Genomic DNA, 20,406 nt, shown 5'->3' with positions numbered 1-20,406 from the left:
AAGGGTAAGGATTTCCTACAAGGTTGTATCCGTTTCCTGCCGTTGACAATGGAAAAGTCTGGGTGCCATTGTTGGGAACTCCTATAAATTTTACAGATGTCTCAAAGTAATTAGAGAGGGGTGTTTTAATAGAATATCCTTTACCAAATAAAGAAGCCGTAGAAGCTGCGTTTACGAAATAATCGGTTGCTGTATTATATTCTGTGATGAATTGGGGAGTACCTCCGCTTTCGTAAATGCTACTTAGATTTTGAGACATGACAGGAGATGACCAGAAAGCATATTGATCAACGTAGCTTGTTCCTTTTTTTCTTACGGTAAACACTCCTGAATAATTTAAAACAGAACCATCTCTTTGAATAAGATTTCCATCATTTTTTATTGTTACGTCAACAGCATTAACTGTATTCCCTGAAGTTATTTCTAAAACAGCATCCTTATTAACAATGATGTTTTTAGCCGTAAATGAAGGATTTGAAATAGTAGAATAAGGTGCATCAATTATTACATTCATATTTGCTGTAGGAGTTCCGTTTGACCATATTGTGCCATTCCATATTGTTGTAACAAGATTATTACAATTGCTTGAAAAATTGATATCAGGATAAGTATTCTGCATATCATTCAATTGAGCATCGTCTACACAAACTGATAAATTATTATTGTAATTGTAAAATTCAAAACCTTGCTCAATGGAGTTGTTTTTGACATTTAAAGATGTGAGATTTGTCATATTCCACAAAGAAAATATTTCTAAAACAGAAGCGTTTGAAAAATCTAATTGTGTTATTGACGGGCATTGATTAAAAAATACCGTTTTTAAATTAGTATTATTAATAGCATTTAATTGTGACAATACAGGTAATTCTTCTATATTTAGATTTTCTAAATTTATATTATTTGCAATAGATATTTGCGTCAAAAAATGACAACCGATTACATTCAAAGACTTCAAATCGGTACAATCTGTTAAGTTTAATGTATTTATTTTAGTGTTTCTGATGTGTAGTTCTTCAAGACCTGAACATTGGAGTAGGTTTAATGAGTTAAGTTCAGTAAACGAATTATAAAGTGTAGATCCCGGTAAATTGATACCAAGAGTAAGATTTTGCAGACTTGAACAATTTTGTAAATTCAAAGTTTTCACATCATAATTGCCTGAAATATTCAAACTAGCAAGTGAAGTACAGTTTTGTGCATTGATTTGTTGTAAATTTATGGGAAGGCTGTCATTAGGTGCTCCTCTGTAAGCATTTAAGGTAACGAGATTAGGCAAATTACTTACATCAACATCAGTCATAAAACAAACTGAGTTTAGCACATCAATCTCTTCAAGTAGTGGACAGGCTGTAAAGTTGATGCTGGTAATTGGTTGATTGTATGCTAAAAGTTTTTTTAGTTTTGGAAGTCCGGTAAGGTTTATAGAATTCACATTTCCCAATGTAACAGTTCCAATAGAGCTTCCTGTGTATCCGTAACGATTATAATATGCACAGTCTAATTCCTCAAGATTGATTAATCCCATGTTGGAAAGATCTATATTGGGATAGTTTAGTCCTTTAAGTTTTTTTAGATTTGAACATCCATTAACATTAATTGCTGATATATAAACCATGAAATTATTATAATAATCTCCAGAAGTAATTATTTGCTGAAGGTTGCTGCTGTTATTTGCAATTAATTCCACTCCTTGAGAAGGATAAAAATTAAACCCGCTAATCAATTCAATATTTACAAGACTATTTAAGTGCGGTACAGAAAGTTTTTTAAATTCTGTTCCAACATTAATGGTTAAGTTTGTAATGGGAGAGTTTTCAATATACATTTCCTCTAAAATACCTTCAATATTTTGATTTCCGTTTACCTGCGTACAATTTTTAACAGTTAAAATCTGTGGAATTGTCATGATTGCGGGTGGAGACGATGAAGCGTACGGAGAAGTTATTACATCATTCAGATTTTGTAATCCTGAACAATTATCAAAAGAATAATTTATTGTTGTAGGCATTACATCCCCGCTATATATAAATTTTACCTTTTTAATTTTACTGTTGTTTAAATAATTCAAAACAGCCGCATTTGTGTGATAAATGTAAAGTTCTTCTACATTGGTAAATAATGTTGCATCTGAAACGCTGTCAGGAACCAGGTTTGCCGAAAATGTGGGAAGCTGTACTGTTAAAATTTTTACCTGTTGCGCTTCCGAGAGCTGAATTTCGCCATCTCCATTGGCATCAATAGCTATAGAGTTTTCGCCATTGTCTTTTGCAATTCCATTGGAGGTGTCTGAGCTTAAAATTAAAGCTTTAAATTTTGAATCAGAAAAATTGAGATTTTGTGAATAAGCCAAAGAAAAACAGCTTATACAAAGACTGATGAAAATTTTTTTCATAGTTGTGTTTTTTTGTTAGAATGAATTTTGAGGTAAATTAACACCACAAAAGTACAAATATTTTTTCTCTGCTACAAAAAAATCACATTACAGTGTTTTTATTTTTATTTATAAATTTCTCAATATGAAGTCTAAATTAAAATTTTTCTTTGACTAAATTTTCAGCAGATTGAAGAAATTTGGCTTTTACAGTATTTTTATTAACGTATTCAAAAAACTGAGACGGATAAAATGCTTCTTCAATATGCTTTTCTTTCTTAAACTCAGGAATAATGACCTTTGCAGTTTTTCTGCTGTTTTTTATGCTTAATTTATATGGTTTTATCAGTAAATAATTTTCACTTTTTTTCTCATTTAGTTCAAATCCGTACCATTTTCCGTTTTCTTTTAAAACGATGGGTGTAAAATAAGTTCTCTTATGGACAAAATCTCCTTTATCATTTTTTACTACATAAATAATTGCATAATCGTAAATAGAGTAATGAATCTGATTCATGTGAGTAAAAGAATTGAAAACAATTGTATCTGCTTTTATTTCGTTATCGAAACTTTGCTCAACCTTATAAATGTTTTTATATTTCAGATAAAAACTGTCATCAGATTTTACTCTTTCCACAGAAATTTTCTTTCCAACAAAAGCATAAATTTTAGATTGTGAATAAACAATATTTGCCAGCAAAATCATTAGAACATTTATGAATTTTTTCATTTTTATAATTTATTGATTCTCCTTAGTCACTTATTTATTGCATTCAAATTAAAATAAAATCATCATTCATAACGAACGATTAATAAATTTTTTGCTGCTTAGACTAATCATTCTCTTCAAGCTCAAAAATTTCCTCAACCTTTTTACCAAAATATTTTGCGATTTTTAAAGCCAAAACCGTTGAAGGAACATACTTTCCGGCTTCCATAGCATTAATAGTCTGTCTTGAAACTCCTATTTCTTTAGCTAAATCTTCCTGAGTAATATTTTTAAAGGCTCTTGAGAGTTTAATAGTATTTTTCATTTTTTCATCAGTAAATAATTAAACCTGAAAACATACAAAACCAAGGGCAAAAACATAATGAGAATCATCAAGGTAAAAAATAAGACTCCAAAAACGGTTAAAAATAATACAAGAACTATTGTATAAGCAACGATCAGACTCCAGAAAACTGATTTTAACCGTAAACTTGAAATATATTCGTCTTCAATTTTTTCTTCAGAAAATCCAACAAGCATTCCGCCAATAATGATTAGAATGCCAAATAAATTTGGAAATAGATCGACTTCTGTGGTTCTCATAAAACCTGTTTCTCCGTGATTAAAAAAACCTGAATTATAGATCACGGGAAATGAAATCTGAAAATCAAAAACCCCTGAAATAGAGATTAATCCAAGAATAAGTGAAGGAATAAAAATAAACCAGCCAATCGTTTTGAATCGGTTCGGTAAAAGTGGTAATGTATTCATTTTGAAATTTTTAATAATACAAATGTAAAAAATATTTTACATTTTGTAAAGTTTTTTTTACTTTAATATTCAATAAGAATTATTCAGCCGCTAAACTTTGATTTAGAACCATAAAAAACGTAAAACAGAAAACCGCAGAATTTTTTCTGCGGTTTTAATATATTTATAGCAACATGTTTGTCACTTTTAACTTGAATCATCTATTAAGCCTCGCAAGCCGAACAAGTCACAAAATTCACCATCATTTCCTTAGAGACAGACGAACTTCTTTGGTAGTATAATGTTTTCACTCCTTTCTTCCAGGCTTCGATATACAGATAATTCACATCTTTCACAGGCATGGTTGAAGGAATCTGTAAATTCAGCGACTGAGCCTGATCAATGTATTGCTGTCTTTGTGCAGCCTGAGAAATAATCTCCATCGGAGAAATTTCTTTAAAGGTTTTAAATACTGATTTCTCCTCGTCTGTCAATTCATTAATGTGTTGTACAGAACCGTGATTCAGCATGATGGTTCTCCATGTCTCCTCATTATCAAGTCCTTTTTCGGCTAATAATTTCGCAAGATATTTATTCTTACGCATAAAATTTCCTTTTGCCAGACCTGCTTTGTAATAATTAGATGCAAATGGTTCAATTCCCGGTGAAGTCTGCCCCAAAATTGCCGAACTCGAAGTGGTAGGAGCAATTGCCATTAAAGTGGTATTTCTCATTCCGTAGCCTTTCAGAAGTTCCGGTTCGCCGTAGATATTTGCCAGTTCTTTAGATGCAATATCAGCCTGCTCTCTGATGTGTCTGAAAGCTCTTGCATTAAACTGAGTCGCTTCAAAACTTTCAAACGGAATCATATTTTTCTGTAGGTAAGAATGGTAACCCAAAACCCCTAAACCAAGCGCTCTGTGACGCATGGCGAAGTTTCTTGCACCCTGCAAATAATAATTTCCTTCCGTTTTTTCAATAAACTCTGATAAAACCGCATCAAGGAAATAAATAGCGAGTTTCACAGCATCCGTATCTTTCCACTCGTCGTATAATTCTAAGTTCATAGAAGAAAGACAGCAGATGAAAGACTCTTCTCTGGTTGACGGAAGCATGATTTCCGAGCAAAGATTACTTGCATTAACGGTCAGTCCAAGATCTTTATAAACCTGAGGTTTATTTCTGTTGACATTGTCTGTAAAGAAAATATACGGAAGACCTTTTTGTTGACGGCTTTCCAAAACTCTTGCCCAGACTTTACGTTTATCCATATCACCGTCAATCATATCCTGCATCCAGTAATCCGGAACACAAATTCCTGTAAATAAGTTCTGGATGGGACTTCCGATGTCTTTGATAGATAAAAATTCTTCAATATCGCCGTGGTCGATATCAAGATATGCCGCAAAAGCACCTCTTCTTACGCCGCCCTGAGAAACCACATCCATTGCGGTATCAAAAAGCTTCATAAACGAAACTGCTCCCGAAGATTTTCCGTTGTCGGTAACGGCTGTTCCTCTGTTACGAAGTTCCCCGAAATATCCTGAAGTTCCGCCCCCGATTTTGGTCTGCATGATCACCTCACCCATTTTATGGGTAATTCCTTCGATGCTGTCCGGAATATGAACATTAAAACAAGAGATTGGAAGACCTCTCTGCGTTCCCATGTTTGCCCAAACCGGAGAAGAAAAACTGATCCATCCTTTCGTGATCATTTCCTTGAAAGCAGGCTGCAGTTCGGGTTTGTATAATTTTTTTGCGGCTGCGGTGGTAATTCTTTCAATAGCACCGTCTACTGTTTCGCCTTTCAGAAGATAGCCTCTGTTCAGCATTTGCTCAGATTCTTCGTTGAGCCACCAGATATTATTGTTTTGTTCTTCCATTTTTTATATTGTAAAATGCCAATGCATTGTTTTGTTATTTTTTAGGAGCAGAAAATTTAGTCTTTTTTTTTCATTTGTGTACCTGCTTTCGCTACTCGCTTTTTTCTTTTGCAAAGAAAAAGAGCTCAGACATGCCGCTCAATCAGGGCTAAAATGATGATTTGTCTTTTTTTCGCTGATCTAAAATTGAGCTGTTTTGTTTTTACTAACGTTGACAAATTTCTTTTCGAATTAATATCTCTATTTCAACCAAAACCTAACGGGTTTTTAAAACCCGTTAGGTTTTACTTTTCCATCAATTTCCATTTTTATCATCGGCTACGCCGAATCTTCAATTTCCGAGAAACAAGGAATCTCATATTTTTTTTAAGATTCTTCACTTCGCTTTGCTACGTTCAGAATAACAGATCTCTAATGCTAACTGTTTCGACGCTCGCTTCGCTCGCGCCACTTATTCTATTTATTCAACTTCAACAGACTGTAAAACTTCTACTTTATGAGAATCATTCAATCCGCTTTCGTCCCTTAATCTCTGAAATTCTTTGAAGGACGGAATATTTAAAACCTCATTCTGAACTTCTTCGTTTTCATAATTTGAAAAATGAACAAACGTAACACCATCTTCTTTCACAAAAACTTTATAATCAAATTTTGTCTGATCCAAAGTTTTAAAATCATTCAAAAACTTCTGAATATTGCTTTTGTTTTCAGAAACAAACTCAGGTTTTACGGTATAAGTTACGACGACGTTAATCATATCTTCTATTTTTTTTGTCATTGCGAGGTATGAAGCAATCTCATCTTTTGTGCGGATGCTTCGACAAGCTCAGCATGACATCTCTAATACTAACTGTTTTTTTATTTTTAGATAATTTGAGCGGCAGTCAATTTTTTACGGTAATTTTCTTCCGTACCTTCAAAAAAAGATTTATAAAAATTATTATTAAATATTTTCAGTAAATCAACGAATGTGTTTAGTCTTTTAATTTTCTCCTGCAAATGAAGAAGTGAATTTGCTTTATAATTTTCATTAAACATTATAGTTTGTAAATCAGTCAAATCTTCTTCGTTTTGCTTATGCCAATTAGCTAAGAAACTTCCAATTAACTTAGTCTGTTTAGCAGTAAAAGTAAAGTTTAAATTATTCTTTTCAATTTGATTTACAATTATTTTCCCTTCTTCTTTACTCTTTTCATAATCATATTGCTGAATACCTAACAAACAAGATTCTTCAAGTATAGTGAGTTGGTTACTACTTAACTTCATTTTGATTAAAACAAATCATTCGCCGTAATACTCTTATCATGCTTCGTATAATCTACCGGTCTTTTGGCAAAGAAATCATCCATAGAATTGGCAAAAACTTCTTCTTCAAACCACATCAACGGACGGTACTCTTCAGGAGAAATTTTATATCTCGGTTCCATACCGATTTTCTTTAAACTGTCGTCAACACGGTATTTCATAAAATTGATCAGATCTTCTTTAGAGAATTTATCCAATTCGCCCAATTCAAAAATCCAGCTTAGGATTTCGCCTTCCAGTTCAACCGACTGGTCAACTAAAGTATAAATATCCTCAATGTCAGAATCGGTTAAAAGATCAGGCTGCTCTTCACGGATTTTGTTGATCAGATAAATTCCGCCATTTGCGTGAATCTGCTCATCAACGGAAGTCCATGCGATGATATTGGAAACATTTTTCATGTACCCTTTAAATCTTGTAAACGAAAGAATGATCGCAAACTGAGAAAACAAAGACACATTTTCAATCAGAATACTGAATAATAGAAGCGATGAAACATACTCTTTCGGAGTTGCAGAATTAGCGTGTTTCAAAACATTCGATAAAAACTCAATTCTCTTTTTCAGGGCAGGAACTTCAACAACGTGTGTAAATTCTTCGTTGTAACCCAAAACTTCCAGCAATCTTGAATATGCTTCCGAGTGACGGAACTCACATTCTGCAAAAGTGGCTCCTAAACCATTCAGTTCAGGCTTTGGAAGGTGGTTGTACAGGTTTCCCCAGAAAGATTTCACGGAAACTTCGATCTGAGCAATGGCCAGAAGTGCATTTTTCACTGCATTTTTTTCGTGTGGTTCCAGCTGAGAGTGAAAATCCTGAACATCAGCGGTAAAATCTACTTCCGAATGTACCCAGAAAGACTTGTTGATCGCTTCCACAAACTGCAGAACTTCAGGGTATTCAAATGGCTTATAACTAACTCTTTTGTCGAAAATTCCCATATTAAAAATTTATTTTTTTATTTACTAAAATCGGTGGTCATTGCACTTTAGAAAGTTGTGTATTTGAATAACTTATTGTTTATCAGTATTTTAAATGTAAATCTAATTTAGATTTCTGATTTGATACTCATATCACAAACTATGTACAAAGTTAGAAAACGAACCTCTATTTTGAAAGAGCTAAAGACTAATTGGCTGACTTTTAACCCTAAAAGTTTTCCACATTTACATGAAACTCCCTTTGCTATTGGATCAGAGCGATTTAACATATTAAAACAATTGTCTAGGCATGGTTCTGGTTAAACAAGCGATTTTAAAAAATTGAAATTCAGTATATTAAATATTAAACAAGCTAAAATGAAAAGAAATTTGAAATATTGTAACAAATGTTCTCTTAAAACTACTTATTGAAAATAAAAACAGTCTTAGCTTAATGTTAGTAATTCAGGATTTACATAAGTCATACGATACAGGGAAAAGTAAACTGCACGTTCTCAAAGGGATTAATCTCAATATTTCCGAAGGTGAATTTGTCTCTATTATGGGAAGTTCAGGTTCGGGAAAATCTACTTTGCTGAATATTATCGGAATTTTAGACGAAAAAGATTCCGGAATTTATGAGCTGGACGGAATTCCTATTGAGCATCTCAACGAAGTAAAAGCTGCAGAGTACAGATCCAAATTTTTGGGATTTGTTTTTCAGTCTTTTAATCTGATCGGGTACAAAACAGCCGTAGAAAATGTCGCGCTTCCTTTGTACTATCAGAATGTTCCCAGAAAAGAGCGAAACCAGAAAGCTTTGGAATATCTGGAAAAAGTAGGATTGGGACAATGGGCAAATCATCTCCCCAATGAGCTTTCGGGTGGACAAAAACAAAGAGTTGCCATTGCAAGAGCCCTGATTACAGATCCGAAAGTCATTCTTGCTGATGAGCCGACCGGAGCTTTGGATTCCAAAACAACGCATGATATCATGAAGCTTCTTCAGGATATTAATAACGAAGGAAAAACAATTATTGTTGTTACACACGAGCCGGATGTAGCTGCACAAACCAAAAGAAATGTAATACTCCGCGACGGAATCATTGAGAGTGATGAGTTTATTGAGCAGATTGTTTTGTAAGGTTGGATCAATCACGAAGAATGAATGATGTATTGATTTAAGAATTGTTGGAAACAATTACAGTTTATATTTAAAAAAATGAAAAATCAGCGGCGAGATTGGCGATCTCAATCATCCAGCTTCCCGCATCAAACCAAAAAATATGTTTGACTTAGATCGTTGGCAGGAAATCTTTAGTTCTATCCGCAGCAATATTTTGCGGACGGTACTTTCTGGCTTTACTGTAGCATTGGGACTGTATATTTTCATTGTGCTTTTCGGGATCGGAAATGGTCTTCAGAATGCCTTTCAAGAAGGCTTTACGAGAGATGCACAAAATCTGATCTCAATTTTTACCGGACGTACCAATATTGCTTATGGTGGTTTGCAGGCAAACAGAAATATAACCCTTAATAACTCTGATTATGAAGCCATCATCGGTTCTCAACCGGATAAAGTACAGTATTCTACACCAAGATATTCTACTAATTTTTTGGTAAAATATGGCAAGGAAAGCGGAAATTATCAGATTTCAGGTGCCAATGATGAAGAATCTTTTATTGAAAACCGTAAGCTGATGAACGGAAGATTTATTTCTAAAAGAGATATTTCAAATAATCAATATGTGGCGGTTATCGGAAGAATGGTTCAGCGGGATTTGATAAAAAATGGTGATCCTATAGGAAAAGAACTTGAAGTTAACGGGAGTATCTTTAAAGTCATCGGGGTCTTCAGTGATGATGGAGGTGACTGGGATGAAAGAATGATCAGTATACCTGTTTCCACTTTACAGCAGATTAAAAAAGGTTCTGATACGATAAGCAGTATTTATATTGCTTATAACGAAAATATGAAACCTGAACAGGCTATCGAATACGGTAAAAACCTGGAAAAAGAGCTGAAAGCAAGAAAAAAGGTATCTCCTGATGATGAAAACGCAATTTTTGTCAACAACCGTGCAGAAGGACTTAAAGATTCTTTCACTTTCCTTTTTGTGATTACCATGATTGTCGGTTTTATCGGAATGGGAACTTTACTGGCGGGAATTATCGGGATCAGCAATATTATGGTATATATTGTTAAAGAACGAACCAAAGAAATTGGGGTAAGAAAAGCTATTGGAGCCAAACCGAAAAGTATTGTAGGACTTATCATGCAGGAAAGTATCGTCATTACCGTTATTTCAGGTTTTATTGGAGTAGGAATCGGAGTTTTGACACTGGAGCTGATAGGCGATAGTCTTGAAAAGTATTTCATCAAGGATCCGAGTGTAGGATGGGGGTTAATCTTTACAGCTTTTATCTGTCTGGTTATTTCGGGATTAATTGCAGGATTTATTCCGGCGTACAGAGCTTCCAGGATCAGACCGATTGAAGCATTAAGAACAGAATGACAATAGTGAATGGTAAATAGTGAATTTTAAGTTTGAAATAATAATTTTGAATATCCGCTATACTCAAAGAATCTATACATGATTAGAAGTGGACAATCGTAATTATAATTCAGGAAAAATCAAATTCACTTTGTAAATAAAAAGTTGATATTTAGAAAATGAACATCATATTCAGAAAAGATACATGGCAGGAAATTTATTATTCACTCAAGAATAATAAGCTTCGTACCTTTCTCACCATGATTGGTGTGGGTTGGGGAATGTTTTTGTACGTAAGTCTTTTGGGTGCTGCAAAAGGCATGGAAAATGGTTTTGATAAACTTTTTTCAGGTTTTGCGACCAATTCTATTTTTCTTTGGGCACAAAATACATCAATTCCATACAACGGTTTTCCAAAAGGAAGACAAATGTCACTTCATTTGCCGGATATGGATTTGCTAGAAAGAAAAATTCCTCAGATTGATTATATTTCTCCACAGAATTCCAGAGGAAGTTTCGGAAATCCGGGAGAGCAGATGAGCAGAAACGGAAAAACCGCAGTTTATACCTTAACCGGAGATTATCCTGTAGGAAATAAAATTTCAGAAAAGAAACTGATTTTCGGACGCTATCTCAACGATGCCGATATTTCTGGAAACAAAAACGTGACGGTAATCGGCGAAGGTATTTACAAAAACTTTTTCGATGCCAAGAAAAATGAAAATCCTATCGGAAAATCAATCAACATTAAAGGGATATTTTTCAATGTCATAGGAGTTTATAAAGTAGCCAAAGCCGGAGGCCCAAATAATAATGATACCACTGCTTTTATCCCGCTTTCTACTTTTACGAGAATGTTTAATGATGGTGACCGTGTAGATTTTTTTGCTATCGTAAGTAAACCCGACGCAGATCTGGCAATTGTGGAAGATCAGGCAAAAGATGAGCTTAAAAGTAAAAACAGCGTTTCACCGGAAGATACCAATGCATTCGGAACATTCAATCTAGGTAAAATGTTTGAAAAAATGACAGGGTTTCTTACAGGAATGCAGCTTTTAACGATTATTGTAGGAACATTAACCATCATTGCTGGAGTTATTGCGATTTCTAATATTTTACTGATCACCGTGAAAGAACGAACCAAAGAAATCGGAATCCGCCGTGCATTAGGAGCAAAACCTTCCGAAGTAAGAAACCAGATTTTGTTAGAAAGTGTTGTTATTACTCTTGTCTCCGGGCTAATTGGTTTTATGTTCGGAATTATTTTGCTGATGATTATAGATATTTTGACAAAGAATCAGGATGCTTTTCCTTTTTACAATCCTACAGTAAATTATGGTGACGTATTTTCGGCAATGGGTGTGATGATTTTACTGGGACTCATTATCGGAATGATTCCGGCACAGAGAGCGGTGAAGATCCGACCTATTGAAGCATTAAGGAGCGAATAATCAAATGATGAATTGGTTTTACATTGATTATTATAAAAATTGTATTTGAATTATCTTTTATAAAATTAAAATTTAGACTATTAAACATATGAAAAAGAAGTTTACCTGGAAAAAAGCAATTTACATTCTGCTCGGGCTTATTTTTGCTGTTGCATTATTCGCCGGAATCAGCTACCTCGTAAAATCCAACTCAAAAGAAAGTGTAACTTTTCTTACCCGAAAACCAACCATCCAGAATATGGAAGATAAGGTAATGGCGACCGGAAAAATTATTCCAAAAGAAGAAATTGAAATCAAACCCAATATCGCAGGGATTATTGATAAAATTCTTGTAGACGAAGGCGATCGTGTAGAAGCAGGACAGCTCATCGCAACCGTAAGAATTGTTCCGAATATTGCAGAGGTAAACAATGCACAGCAAAATGTGCAGAATGCGCAGCTTCAGATCAACAATGCCAAAATGAATGTTTCTAATATGCAGACTCAGTTTACCATGTCTGAAAAACTATTTAAACAAGGAGTGATTTCAAAACAGGAATATTTGACCGCACAACAGCAATTATACACACAACAGCAGGCTTTGAAAAACGCTAATCAACAATTCGTAACAGCACGAAAAGCTCTACAGATCGCAAAAACAGGAGCTATTCCGGAATTGCAGGGTTTAGCAACTACTCAGATTCGTTCAAAAGCTTCAGGAACCGTTCTTGAAGTTCCGGTGAAAGTAGGAAGCCAGGTAATTGAAGCCAACTCTTTCAATGCGGGAACAACCATTTGCTCTATTGCAGATCTTAATTCTTTGATTTTTCAGGGAGAAATTGATGAAGCCCAAGCCGGAAAACTAAAACAGGGAATGGATATGAATATTGTGATCGGAGCATTGCAGAATAAATCTTTTCCCGGAAAACTTACGATGATTGCTCCTAAAGGAAAAGACAACAGCGGAACCATCAAGTTTCCTGTGGAAGGAGATGTTTTTAACCCTAATAATGAATACATCAGAGCAGGATTTTCTGCCAACGGAGAAATTGTTTTAAGTTCTCAAAAAAATGCTCTTCTTTTGGATGAATCTCTTATTCAATATGAAAAAAGCAATGGTAAAGACAAGCCTTTTGTAGAGGTAAAACAAAAGGACGGAAAATTCAAAAAAGTTTATGTAAAACTCGGAGCCAGTGACGGAATCAACGTACAGGTTCTCTCAGGAATTGATAAAAATGCAGAGGTAAAGGTTTGGAATCCTTCCGATAAGGACAAAGAAGAGCTGAAAGAGAAATCCGGTAAATAATTTAATTTTAAAAAAAATCCTGAATTGATCAGGATTTTTTTAAGTTTAATAAATATGAGGTTTACTTTTTTTAATTTAAAAACTTTTTTATATTAGTTCAATAATATTTTTATGAAGCCGATTTTAGGAATTTTAATTTCAGTATTTCTTTTGTTAAGCTGTCACGCTCAGAAGTTTAACGGTAAAAAAAGTGAAATCGTTTATCAATCTAAGGATTTGAAAATTATTCAGTTATCAAATCACGTTTATCAGCATATTTCTTATCTCAATACCGAATCGTTTGGGAGAGTGGAATGCAACGGGATGATTGTAGAAAATGAGAATGAAACCGTAGTTTTTGATACTCCTGTAGATGATAAAAGTTCTGCCGAACTGATTGTCTGGATTAAAAATAAACTTAATTCTAAAATAAATGCTGTGATAGCGACCCATTTCCATGATGATTGTGTAGGGGGTCTGAAAGAATTTGATAAAAATAAAATTCCTTCTTATGCCAATAATAAAACGATTGAGTTGACAAAAAATAACAGCTTTAATATACCCCAGAATGGTTTCGATGGTCAACTAACATTAATGGTAGGAAATCAAAAAGTTTATGCGGAGTTTTTGGGGGAAGGTCACACCAAAGATAATATCATTGGTTATTTTCCAGAAGAAAAGGCAATGTTTGGCGGTTGTCTTATTAAAGAAATGGAGGCAACCAAAGGCTATATCGGAGATGCCAATACAAATGATTGGTCTGAAACGGTCAAAAAAATCAGAGCAAAATATAATGACACCAAAATTATTATTCCCGGTCACGGAAATGCGGGAGGAACAGAATTATTAGACTATACCATTCAATTATTTAAGAATAAACAATAAATTTTTCAATAGTAAATACTAAAAGTCCCTAAATTTAGGGACTTTTAGTATTTACTTTAAGATCTGAATCAACTCAGAAATTTGATTTCTTTATCTTTAAATTTATTTTTATTAACCATCTTATTCATCGTTTTCAGCATCTTTCTGCGAAGTTTTGCCAGTTTTCTGATGTTTTTATCTTCGCTGTAATCGAATATATTGTCTTTGAAACTAAAAGTGTCTCCGTTTTTAAATTCAATCTTGCTTTTCTTCAATTCCCCAAACAACATCAGATTGGTCATACTTTCCAAGATATAATGTTCCGTATTTTCCAGTGACTTCAGAGTACTGATTAATTGCTTTTTATATTTTTTCTTTCCCATAATTTCAGATTAATTATTTCTCTGTTGATGATGCAAATATACATTTTTCAAGATAGATTATTTTTAAATCTTAAACAAGAAAATTTCAAGATTTGACGGTCTGCAAAATATCATTCTTAGTCTGATGAGACAAATTTTCATTATTTTATTAAAAAATTGTAGCTTTGCAACTCAATGAAAAAGACAGTACAAACATCCTCCCAAGTTACACCGCCTTGATCTAAGGTTAAACTGTTATTTTACCAATTATTTATTGGCTATCTATCGTGCCTGATTGTTTCGATCGGGAGTATTTCAAATTCTACAATTTATATATTATGCAGAAAATAATCAACTTGTTTGATTTCAAACAGAAGATTAATTATAAAAATGAAATTTTAGCAGGATTAACGGTCGCTATGACTATGATTCCTGAAAGCTTATCATTTGCTATTTTGGCAGGACTTTCTCCTTTAACCGGGCTTTATGCGGCTTTTTTAATGGGACTGGTTACTGCTGTTCTGGGCGGAAGACCGGGAATGGTTTCGGGAGGAGCGGGAGCAACTGTTGTTGTCCTTATTGCATTAGCTGCCGCACACGGCGTAGAATATCTTTTCGCTGCAGTAATTTTAGCGGGATTATTTCAGTTACTTGTTGGTATATTCAAGTTGGGAAAGTTTGTACGATTAATTCCACAACCGGTAATGTATGGCTTTCTTAACGGTCTTGCGGTAATTATTTTTATGGCTCAGGTCGCACAGTTCAAAATTCTCCAAAATGGCACTGAAGTTTGGATGCAGGGAAATGCACTGTATGTTATGGCAGGATTAACACTGCTTACGATTGCCATTGTTTTTATTCTTCCCAAATTAACTAAAGCTATTCCTGCTTCTTTGGTAGCAATTATTGCAGTATTCGGGATTGTTTATTTTTTCAATATAGATACGAAAAAGGTGGTTGATATTGCATCTGTAAGCGGATCTTTACCTTCTTTTCATATTCCGCAAATCCCTTTTAGTTTAGATACTTTCAAAATCATTTTTCCTTACGCATTGGTGATGGCAGGAGTTGGATTGATAGAAAGTCTTCTTACACTTAATATGGTTGATGAAATCACCAATACCAAAGGTCGGTCTAATCGTGAAGCCGCTGCACAAGGTGTGGCTAACATTGCCAACGGCTTTTTTGGAGGAATGGGAGGCTGCGCGATGGTTGCCCAAACCTTGGTGAATATTGGTGCAGGTGCAAGAGCCAGACTTTCTGCAATCATAGGTGCATTGACTATATTGCTTGTTATTTTGATAGGAGGTCCTGTTATTGAGCAGATTCCAATGGCGGCTTTGGTGGGTGTGATGATGATGGTTGCTATCGGGACTTTTGAGTGGGTTAGTTTCAGAATTATTAATAAGATGCCGCGTCACGACATTTTTATAGGCATTTTGGTGGCAGTGATTACTGTCGTTCTGCACAATTTAGCCTTGGCTGTACTAATCGGTGTTGTGATTTCAGCCTTGGTATTTGCCTGGGAAAGTGCTAAACGTATCCGTGCCAGAAAGTTTATTGATGAAAAAGGGGTAAAGCATTATGAAATTTATGGACCGTTATTCTTTGGTTCTGCTTCGGCATTTACGGATAAATTTGATGTGGCAAATGATCCGCAGGAAGTCATTATAGATTTCAAAGAAAGTAAAGTAGTAGACATGTCCGCCATTGAAACCCTTCATAAAATTACCGATAAATATCACAAAGCCGGAAAAACAATACGTTTAAGACATTTGAGTCCGGATTGCAGACAATTGCTTAAAAACGCAGAAGAAGTCATTGATGTCAACATCATTGAAGATCCCACTTATAAAGTAATGACGAATAATTAAGAGAATTGTTAAATTTTTCACGCTTTGTAAAGCAATTTATTGTTTTTGCATCTTAAAATAGTTTGAAGAGAAAGCTTTGCATAAAAAAAATCAATCAGGAATAAGCTAAATATCAATAAAATATAAAGAAGAATAAAAAAAATTTTGTTTGATATTCTGGAAAAAACTAGAAAATACTTTTTTTTAAAAGAATTTACATCGTAATATTGCAATATTAAACTATTCAAGAATGGGCGCAACCAAAACAGAACATTTCACAGAACAACAAAACAGGATCGCCAACATTGCCAAAGCACTTGGACATCCTGCGAGAATTGCCATCATCGAATATCTGATGAAAGTCAACGAATGCATCTGTGGAGACATCGTCAATGAGCTTCCTTTGGCGCAGCCGACCGTTTCACAGCATTTGAAGGAACTCAAAAACGCAGGGATCATCAAAGGAAATATCGAAGGAAATTCTATCTGCTATTGCATTGATGAAAAAGCGATCGAAGTTCTGAATGCCTATTTCTCGAAAATTATTGAAACGGTTTCCAAAACAAAATGTTGCTAGACATTTTTTGAAAACATTAATCGTAATATTGCAATAAAACATTAAATTTAAAATAGTAATCTTATGACATTAGAACAAATCAAAGAAATTCTGCCAACATTGGAGAATGTAGAATTTCAACTGGAAAACGGAACTTTTGTACCTGAACATTTCCACGTAACCGAGGTGGGAATGATTAACAAAAACTTTATTGATTGTGGCGGAACGATTCGTAACGAAAAAGTGGTGAACTTCCAGCTTTGGAATGCGGATGATTACGAACATCGTCTAAAACCCGCAAAACTTCTCAACATTATTAAACTTTCCGAAGAAAAATTAGGTATCGAAAATTCTGAAATCGAAGTGGAATATCAAGCTGATACTATTGGAAAATACGATCTGGATTTCAACGGACAACATTTCGTCCTTAAGAATAAAACGACGGCGTGCTTAGCTCAGGATGCTTGCGGAATTCCTGCGGAAAAACCTAAAAGAAATTTATCTGAGCTGAAAGTAAATTCTGCCAATTCGTGCAAACCCGGAAGCGGATGTTGTTAATTTAAAAATAGATCATCATGTTTCAGAAAATAAAAGAACGCTGCGAAATTCTCACCAAAAATTTTAAAGAAATCAGCCCTGAAAGAAAAGCTTTGCTTGAAAAATTAGCTGCTCATATTCAAGGGAAAATCAATGAAAACAACGAGATTAATTTAATTTATGTTTGCACGCACAACTCCCGAAGAAGTCATCTGGGGCAGATTTGGGCAAAAGTTGCTGCTGATTTTTATGGTTTTAATATTAATACGTTTTCCGCAGGAACGGAAGCAACAACTTTCAATCAGAATGTGATCAATGCTTTGATTTCTGGCGGTTTTGAAGTCAAAAAAGCAGACGGTACAGCCAATCCGAAATATGAAGTGTTTTTTGGCAACGGAAAAGTGAATCTTTGCTTTTCTAAAACGATCGACGATGAAAGTCTGCCCAAAGAAAATTTTGCAGCAGTGATGACTTGCGGCGATGCGGATGAAAACTGTCCATTCATTCCGGGATGTGATCTGCGAATTGGAACGACTTACTTTGATCCGAAATCTTATGATCATTCTGTTCTTCAAGACGAAAAATACACTGAACGAAGCAACCAGATTGCAATGGAATGTTTGTATGTTTTTTCTTTAATTAAAAAATAAAATGCAGCCAAAATTAAAATTCCTTGACCGATATTTGACGCTCTGGATCTTTTTTGCAATGGCAATCGGAGTGGGAATCGGGTACTTTTTCCCGGATTTTTCTAAAGTGACAGAAGCTCTTTCCGTAGGAAGTACCAATATTCCGCTTGCAATGGGCTTGATCCTGATGATGTTTCCTCCGCTTGCAAAAGTAGATTATTCGCTGTTGCCAAAAGCTTTCAAGGACAAAAAAGTACTTTCTATTTCTTTGATCCTCAATTGGATTATTGGTCCCGTTTTAATGTTCATTCTTGCTATTATTTTCCTCCGAGACGAACCGGATTATATGGTTGGGCTGATTTTAATCGGATTGGCAAGATGCATTGCAATGGTCATTGTCTGGAATGATTTAGCAAAAGGAAACCGTGAATATGCTGCGCTTTTGGTCGCCCTGAACAGTATTTTCCAGATTTTTTCTTACAGTTTTCTGGTCTGGTTGTTTATCAACGTGATTCCAAATTCATTGGGATTAGGAAATTTTTCAGTGAACGTTCCGATGAGCGATGTTACCGAAAGTGTGCTGATTTATCTCGGAATACCTTTTCTGTCCGGATTTTTAACAAGATATTTTTTAGTTAAAACAAAAGGCATAGAATGGTACAACCGAAAATTTGTTCCAGCTATTTCGCCTGTTACTTTGTATGCTTTATTGTTCACCATTGTTTTAATGTTCAGTCTGAAAGGCGACAAAATTATAGAATTGCCGATGGATGTGGTAAAAGTTGCTGTTCCTCTGATTATTTACTTTGTACTGATGTTTTTTGTAAGTTTTTTCATTAATAAATCAATGAATGTTTCTTATGATAAAAATGCAGCCATATCTTTTACGGCAACCGGAAATAATTTTGAACTTGCGATTGCAGTCTCTATTTCGGTTTTCGGAATCCATTCGGCACAGGCTTTTGTGGGCGTTATAGGGCCATTGGTAGAAGTTCCTGTTTTGATTTTATTAGTGAAATTGAGTTTATTTTTAAAGCAAAAATATTATTAAATAAATGGCATTTATCATCCTGATTCTTATTGAAATCGTGTGGGAAATTCCGTATATTTGGGCTTGAAAATTTTAAATCTAAAAATAAATGGACATTATTTTTGACCTTATCGAAAAAGAAAGAGCGAGACAGTCTCACGGATTAGAACTTATTGCTTCAGAAAATTTTGTTTCTGAAAATGTAATGAAAGCGATGGGAAGTGTTTTGACCAATAAATATGCAGAAGGCTATCCCGGAAAAAGATATTACGGAGGTTGTGAGGTGGTAGATGAGGTTGAAACTTTAGCAATCGAAAGAGCAAAACAACTCTTCGGTGTTGATTATGTGAATGTTCAGCCGCACTCCGGTTCTCAGGCAAATGCCGCAATCTATCTCGCAGTTTTGAAGCCTGGAGATAAAATCATGGGAATGGATCTTTCTATGGGAGGTCACCTTACTCACGGCTCTGCGGTTAATTTTTCAGGAATTCAGTATGATGTAGTTTCTTACGGAGTTCAGCAGGAAAGCGGTCTGATTGATTATGACCAAATGAGAGAAACGGCTTTAAGAGAGAAACCTAAAATGATGATTGCAGGTTTTTCGGCATATTCAAGAGATTTGGATTATGCTAAATTCAGAGAGGTGGCAGACGAGATTGGGGCAACACTTTGGGCTGATATTGCACATCCTGCCGGTTTAATTGCTAAAGGACTTTTGAATAATCCGTTTGAACATTGCCACGTTGTAACCACAACAACCCACAAGACTCTAAGAGGACCAAGAGGAGGGATGATTATGATGGGGAAAGATTTTGAAAATACTTACGGACACAAAACACAGAAAGGAGAAATCAAGATGATGAGTCAGGTTTTGGATGGCGCTGTTTTCCCGGGAATTCAGGGCGGTCCGTTAGAACATGTGATTGGAGCAAAAGCGGTTGCTTTTGGTGAAGCAATTGACGATAAATTCTTAACGTACGCAAAACAAGTGAAATCTAACGCACAAGCTTTGGCAAAAGCAATGATTTCTAATGGTTTTGATATAGTAAGCGGCGGCACAGACAATCATTTGATGCTTGTGGATCTGAGAAACAAAGGGGTTAACGGAAAAGAAACCGAGAAAGCTCTGGTAAAAGCAGACATTACGTGCAACAAAAATATGGTTCCTTTTGATGATAAATCTCCATTCACAACTTCCGGCATCAGGTTGGGAACTGCTGCAATTACAACACGGGGTCTTAAAGAAAATGATATGGAGACTATTGCTGCATTGATCTCTGAAGTGGTAGATAATATCAAAAATGAAGAAGTAATTGCTGATGTCAGAAAAAAAGTAAATAACCTGATGGAAGGTAAGGCTTTGTTCAATTATTAAATATGCTTTTAATAAATAAAATCAAAAAAGAGGTGCAAAGTATTTTGTACCT

Annotated in this window: 20 protein-coding genes; 11 read left to right on the top strand and 9 right to left on the bottom strand. The window is 34.8% G+C overall.

Features of this window, described 5'->3' with window-relative positions; genetic code table 11:
* The 8 genes from FOL89_RS08890 to FOL89_RS08855 form a co-directional block, all read right to left on the bottom strand.
* On the bottom strand, positions 1–2,392 hold a 2,392-nt coding region (locus tag FOL89_RS08890), incomplete at its 3' end, for a hypothetical protein (protein WP_144282468.1).
* A gap of 136 nt (positions 2,393–2,528) precedes the next feature.
* Complete coding sequence (locus FOL89_RS08885) at positions 2,529–3,101, bottom strand: hypothetical protein (RefSeq protein ID WP_144282467.1); 573 nt, start codon at positions 3,099–3,101, stop codon at positions 2,529–2,531.
* A gap of 103 nt (positions 3,102–3,204) precedes the next feature.
* Complete coding sequence (locus FOL89_RS08880; RefSeq protein ID WP_144282466.1) at positions 3,205–3,405, bottom strand: helix-turn-helix transcriptional regulator; 201 nt, start codon at positions 3,403–3,405, stop codon at positions 3,205–3,207.
* On the bottom strand, positions 3,402–3,851 hold the full coding sequence (locus tag FOL89_RS08875) for a hypothetical protein (protein WP_144282465.1): 450 nt from the start codon (positions 3,849–3,851) through the stop codon (positions 3,402–3,404). Before FOL89_RS08875 ends, FOL89_RS08880 begins: the two co-directional genes overlap by 4 nt.
* A 203-nt stretch (positions 3,852–4,054) precedes the next feature.
* Positions 4,055–5,713 (bottom strand): ribonucleoside-diphosphate reductase subunit alpha, encoded by a 1,659-nt coding sequence (locus tag FOL89_RS08870; protein WP_144282464.1) that lies wholly within the window; start codon positions 5,711–5,713, stop codon positions 4,055–4,057.
* Positions 5,714–6,173: 460 nt separating this feature from the next.
* Positions 6,174–6,470 carry a hypothetical protein gene (locus FOL89_RS08865; protein ID WP_144282463.1) on the bottom strand — a complete coding sequence of 99 codons (297 nt, stop codon included), beginning with the start codon at positions 6,468–6,470 and terminating at the stop codon, positions 6,174–6,176.
* A gap of 107 nt (positions 6,471–6,577) precedes the next feature.
* On the bottom strand, positions 6,578–6,979 hold the full coding sequence (locus FOL89_RS08860) for a hypothetical protein (protein WP_144282462.1): 402 nt from the start codon (positions 6,977–6,979) through the stop codon (positions 6,578–6,580).
* A 5-nt stretch (positions 6,980–6,984) separates the two neighbouring features.
* Positions 6,985–7,959 carry a ribonucleotide-diphosphate reductase subunit beta gene (locus FOL89_RS08855; protein ID WP_144282461.1) on the bottom strand — a complete coding sequence of 325 codons (975 nt, stop codon included), beginning with the start codon at positions 7,957–7,959 and terminating at the stop codon, positions 6,985–6,987.
* Between the two features lie 433 nt (positions 7,960–8,392).
* Between FOL89_RS08855 and FOL89_RS08850 the strand changes: the two genes are divergently transcribed.
* The 5 genes from FOL89_RS08850 to bla all read left to right on the top strand — a co-directional run bounded on the left by FOL89_RS08850 (position 8,393) and on the right by bla (position 14,033).
* Positions 8,393–9,082 (top strand): ABC transporter ATP-binding protein, encoded by a 690-nt coding sequence (locus FOL89_RS08850; protein ID WP_143885595.1) that lies wholly within the window; start codon positions 8,393–8,395, stop codon positions 9,080–9,082.
* Between the two features lie 142 nt (positions 9,083–9,224).
* On the top strand, positions 9,225–10,454 hold the full coding sequence (locus FOL89_RS08845) for an ABC transporter permease (protein WP_144282460.1): 1,230 nt from the start codon (positions 9,225–9,227) through the stop codon (positions 10,452–10,454).
* Positions 10,455–10,612: 158 nt separating this feature from the next.
* A complete protein-coding gene (locus FOL89_RS08840) occupies positions 10,613–11,884 on the top strand; it encodes an ABC transporter permease (RefSeq protein WP_185146947.1) in 1,272 nt (423 codons plus the stop codon).
* Between the two features lie 88 nt (positions 11,885–11,972).
* Positions 11,973–13,169: an efflux RND transporter periplasmic adaptor subunit gene (locus FOL89_RS08835; protein WP_144282459.1), complete on the top strand. Its 1,197-nt coding sequence runs from the start codon at positions 11,973–11,975 to the stop codon at positions 13,167–13,169.
* A 111-nt stretch (positions 13,170–13,280) separates the two neighbouring features.
* On the top strand, positions 13,281–14,033 hold the full coding sequence (gene bla / locus FOL89_RS08830; RefSeq protein WP_144282458.1) for a subclass B1 metallo-beta-lactamase: 753 nt from the start codon (positions 13,281–13,283) through the stop codon (positions 14,031–14,033).
* A 68-nt stretch (positions 14,034–14,101) separates the two neighbouring features.
* Here the strand turns inward: bla and FOL89_RS08825 are convergent, their stop codons facing one another.
* Positions 14,102–14,395 (bottom strand): hypothetical protein, encoded by a 294-nt coding sequence (locus tag FOL89_RS08825; RefSeq protein ID WP_144282457.1) that lies wholly within the window; start codon positions 14,393–14,395, stop codon positions 14,102–14,104.
* 317 nt (positions 14,396–14,712) lie between these two features.
* On the opposite strand from FOL89_RS08825, the gene FOL89_RS08820 reads away from it, so the two are divergent.
* From FOL89_RS08820 to glyA, 6 genes are all read left to right on the top strand, one after another.
* Entirely contained in the window at positions 14,713–16,248 is a 1,536-nt protein-coding gene (locus tag FOL89_RS08820) for a SulP family inorganic anion transporter (RefSeq protein ID WP_144282456.1), read from the top strand.
* A 229-nt stretch (positions 16,249–16,477) separates the two neighbouring features.
* Entirely contained in the window at positions 16,478–16,804 is a 327-nt protein-coding gene (locus FOL89_RS08815; protein ID WP_144282455.1) for an ArsR/SmtB family transcription factor, read from the top strand.
* 63 nt (positions 16,805–16,867) lie between these two features.
* The gene (locus tag FOL89_RS08810; protein ID WP_144282454.1) at positions 16,868–17,341 is read left to right on the top strand and encodes a DUF6428 family protein; all 474 of its coding nucleotides are present in this window, start codon (positions 16,868–16,870) and stop codon (positions 17,339–17,341) included.
* Positions 17,342–17,358: 17 nt separating this feature from the next.
* Positions 17,359–17,970 (top strand): low molecular weight phosphatase family protein, encoded by a 612-nt coding sequence (locus FOL89_RS08805; protein WP_144282453.1) that lies wholly within the window; start codon positions 17,359–17,361, stop codon positions 17,968–17,970.
* 1 nt (position 17,971) lies between these two features.
* Positions 17,972–19,000: an ACR3 family arsenite efflux transporter gene (arsB, locus tag FOL89_RS08800; protein WP_144282452.1), complete on the top strand. Its 1,029-nt coding sequence runs from the start codon at positions 17,972–17,974 to the stop codon at positions 18,998–19,000.
* 88 nt (positions 19,001–19,088) lie between these two features.
* The gene (gene glyA, locus FOL89_RS08795) at positions 19,089–20,354 is read left to right on the top strand and encodes a serine hydroxymethyltransferase (RefSeq protein ID WP_144282451.1); all 1,266 of its coding nucleotides are present in this window, start codon (positions 19,089–19,091) and stop codon (positions 20,352–20,354) included.
* Positions 20,355–20,406: the final 52 nt, after the last annotated feature.

Source organism: Chryseobacterium echinoideorum, from assembly GCF_007474535.1.
GTDB classification, from domain to species: Bacteria; Bacteroidota; Bacteroidia; order Flavobacteriales; family Weeksellaceae; genus Chryseobacterium; species Chryseobacterium echinoideorum.
The sequence above is the reverse complement of the archived record's forward strand: the minus strand, read 5'-3'. Positions and strand labels throughout refer to the sequence as shown.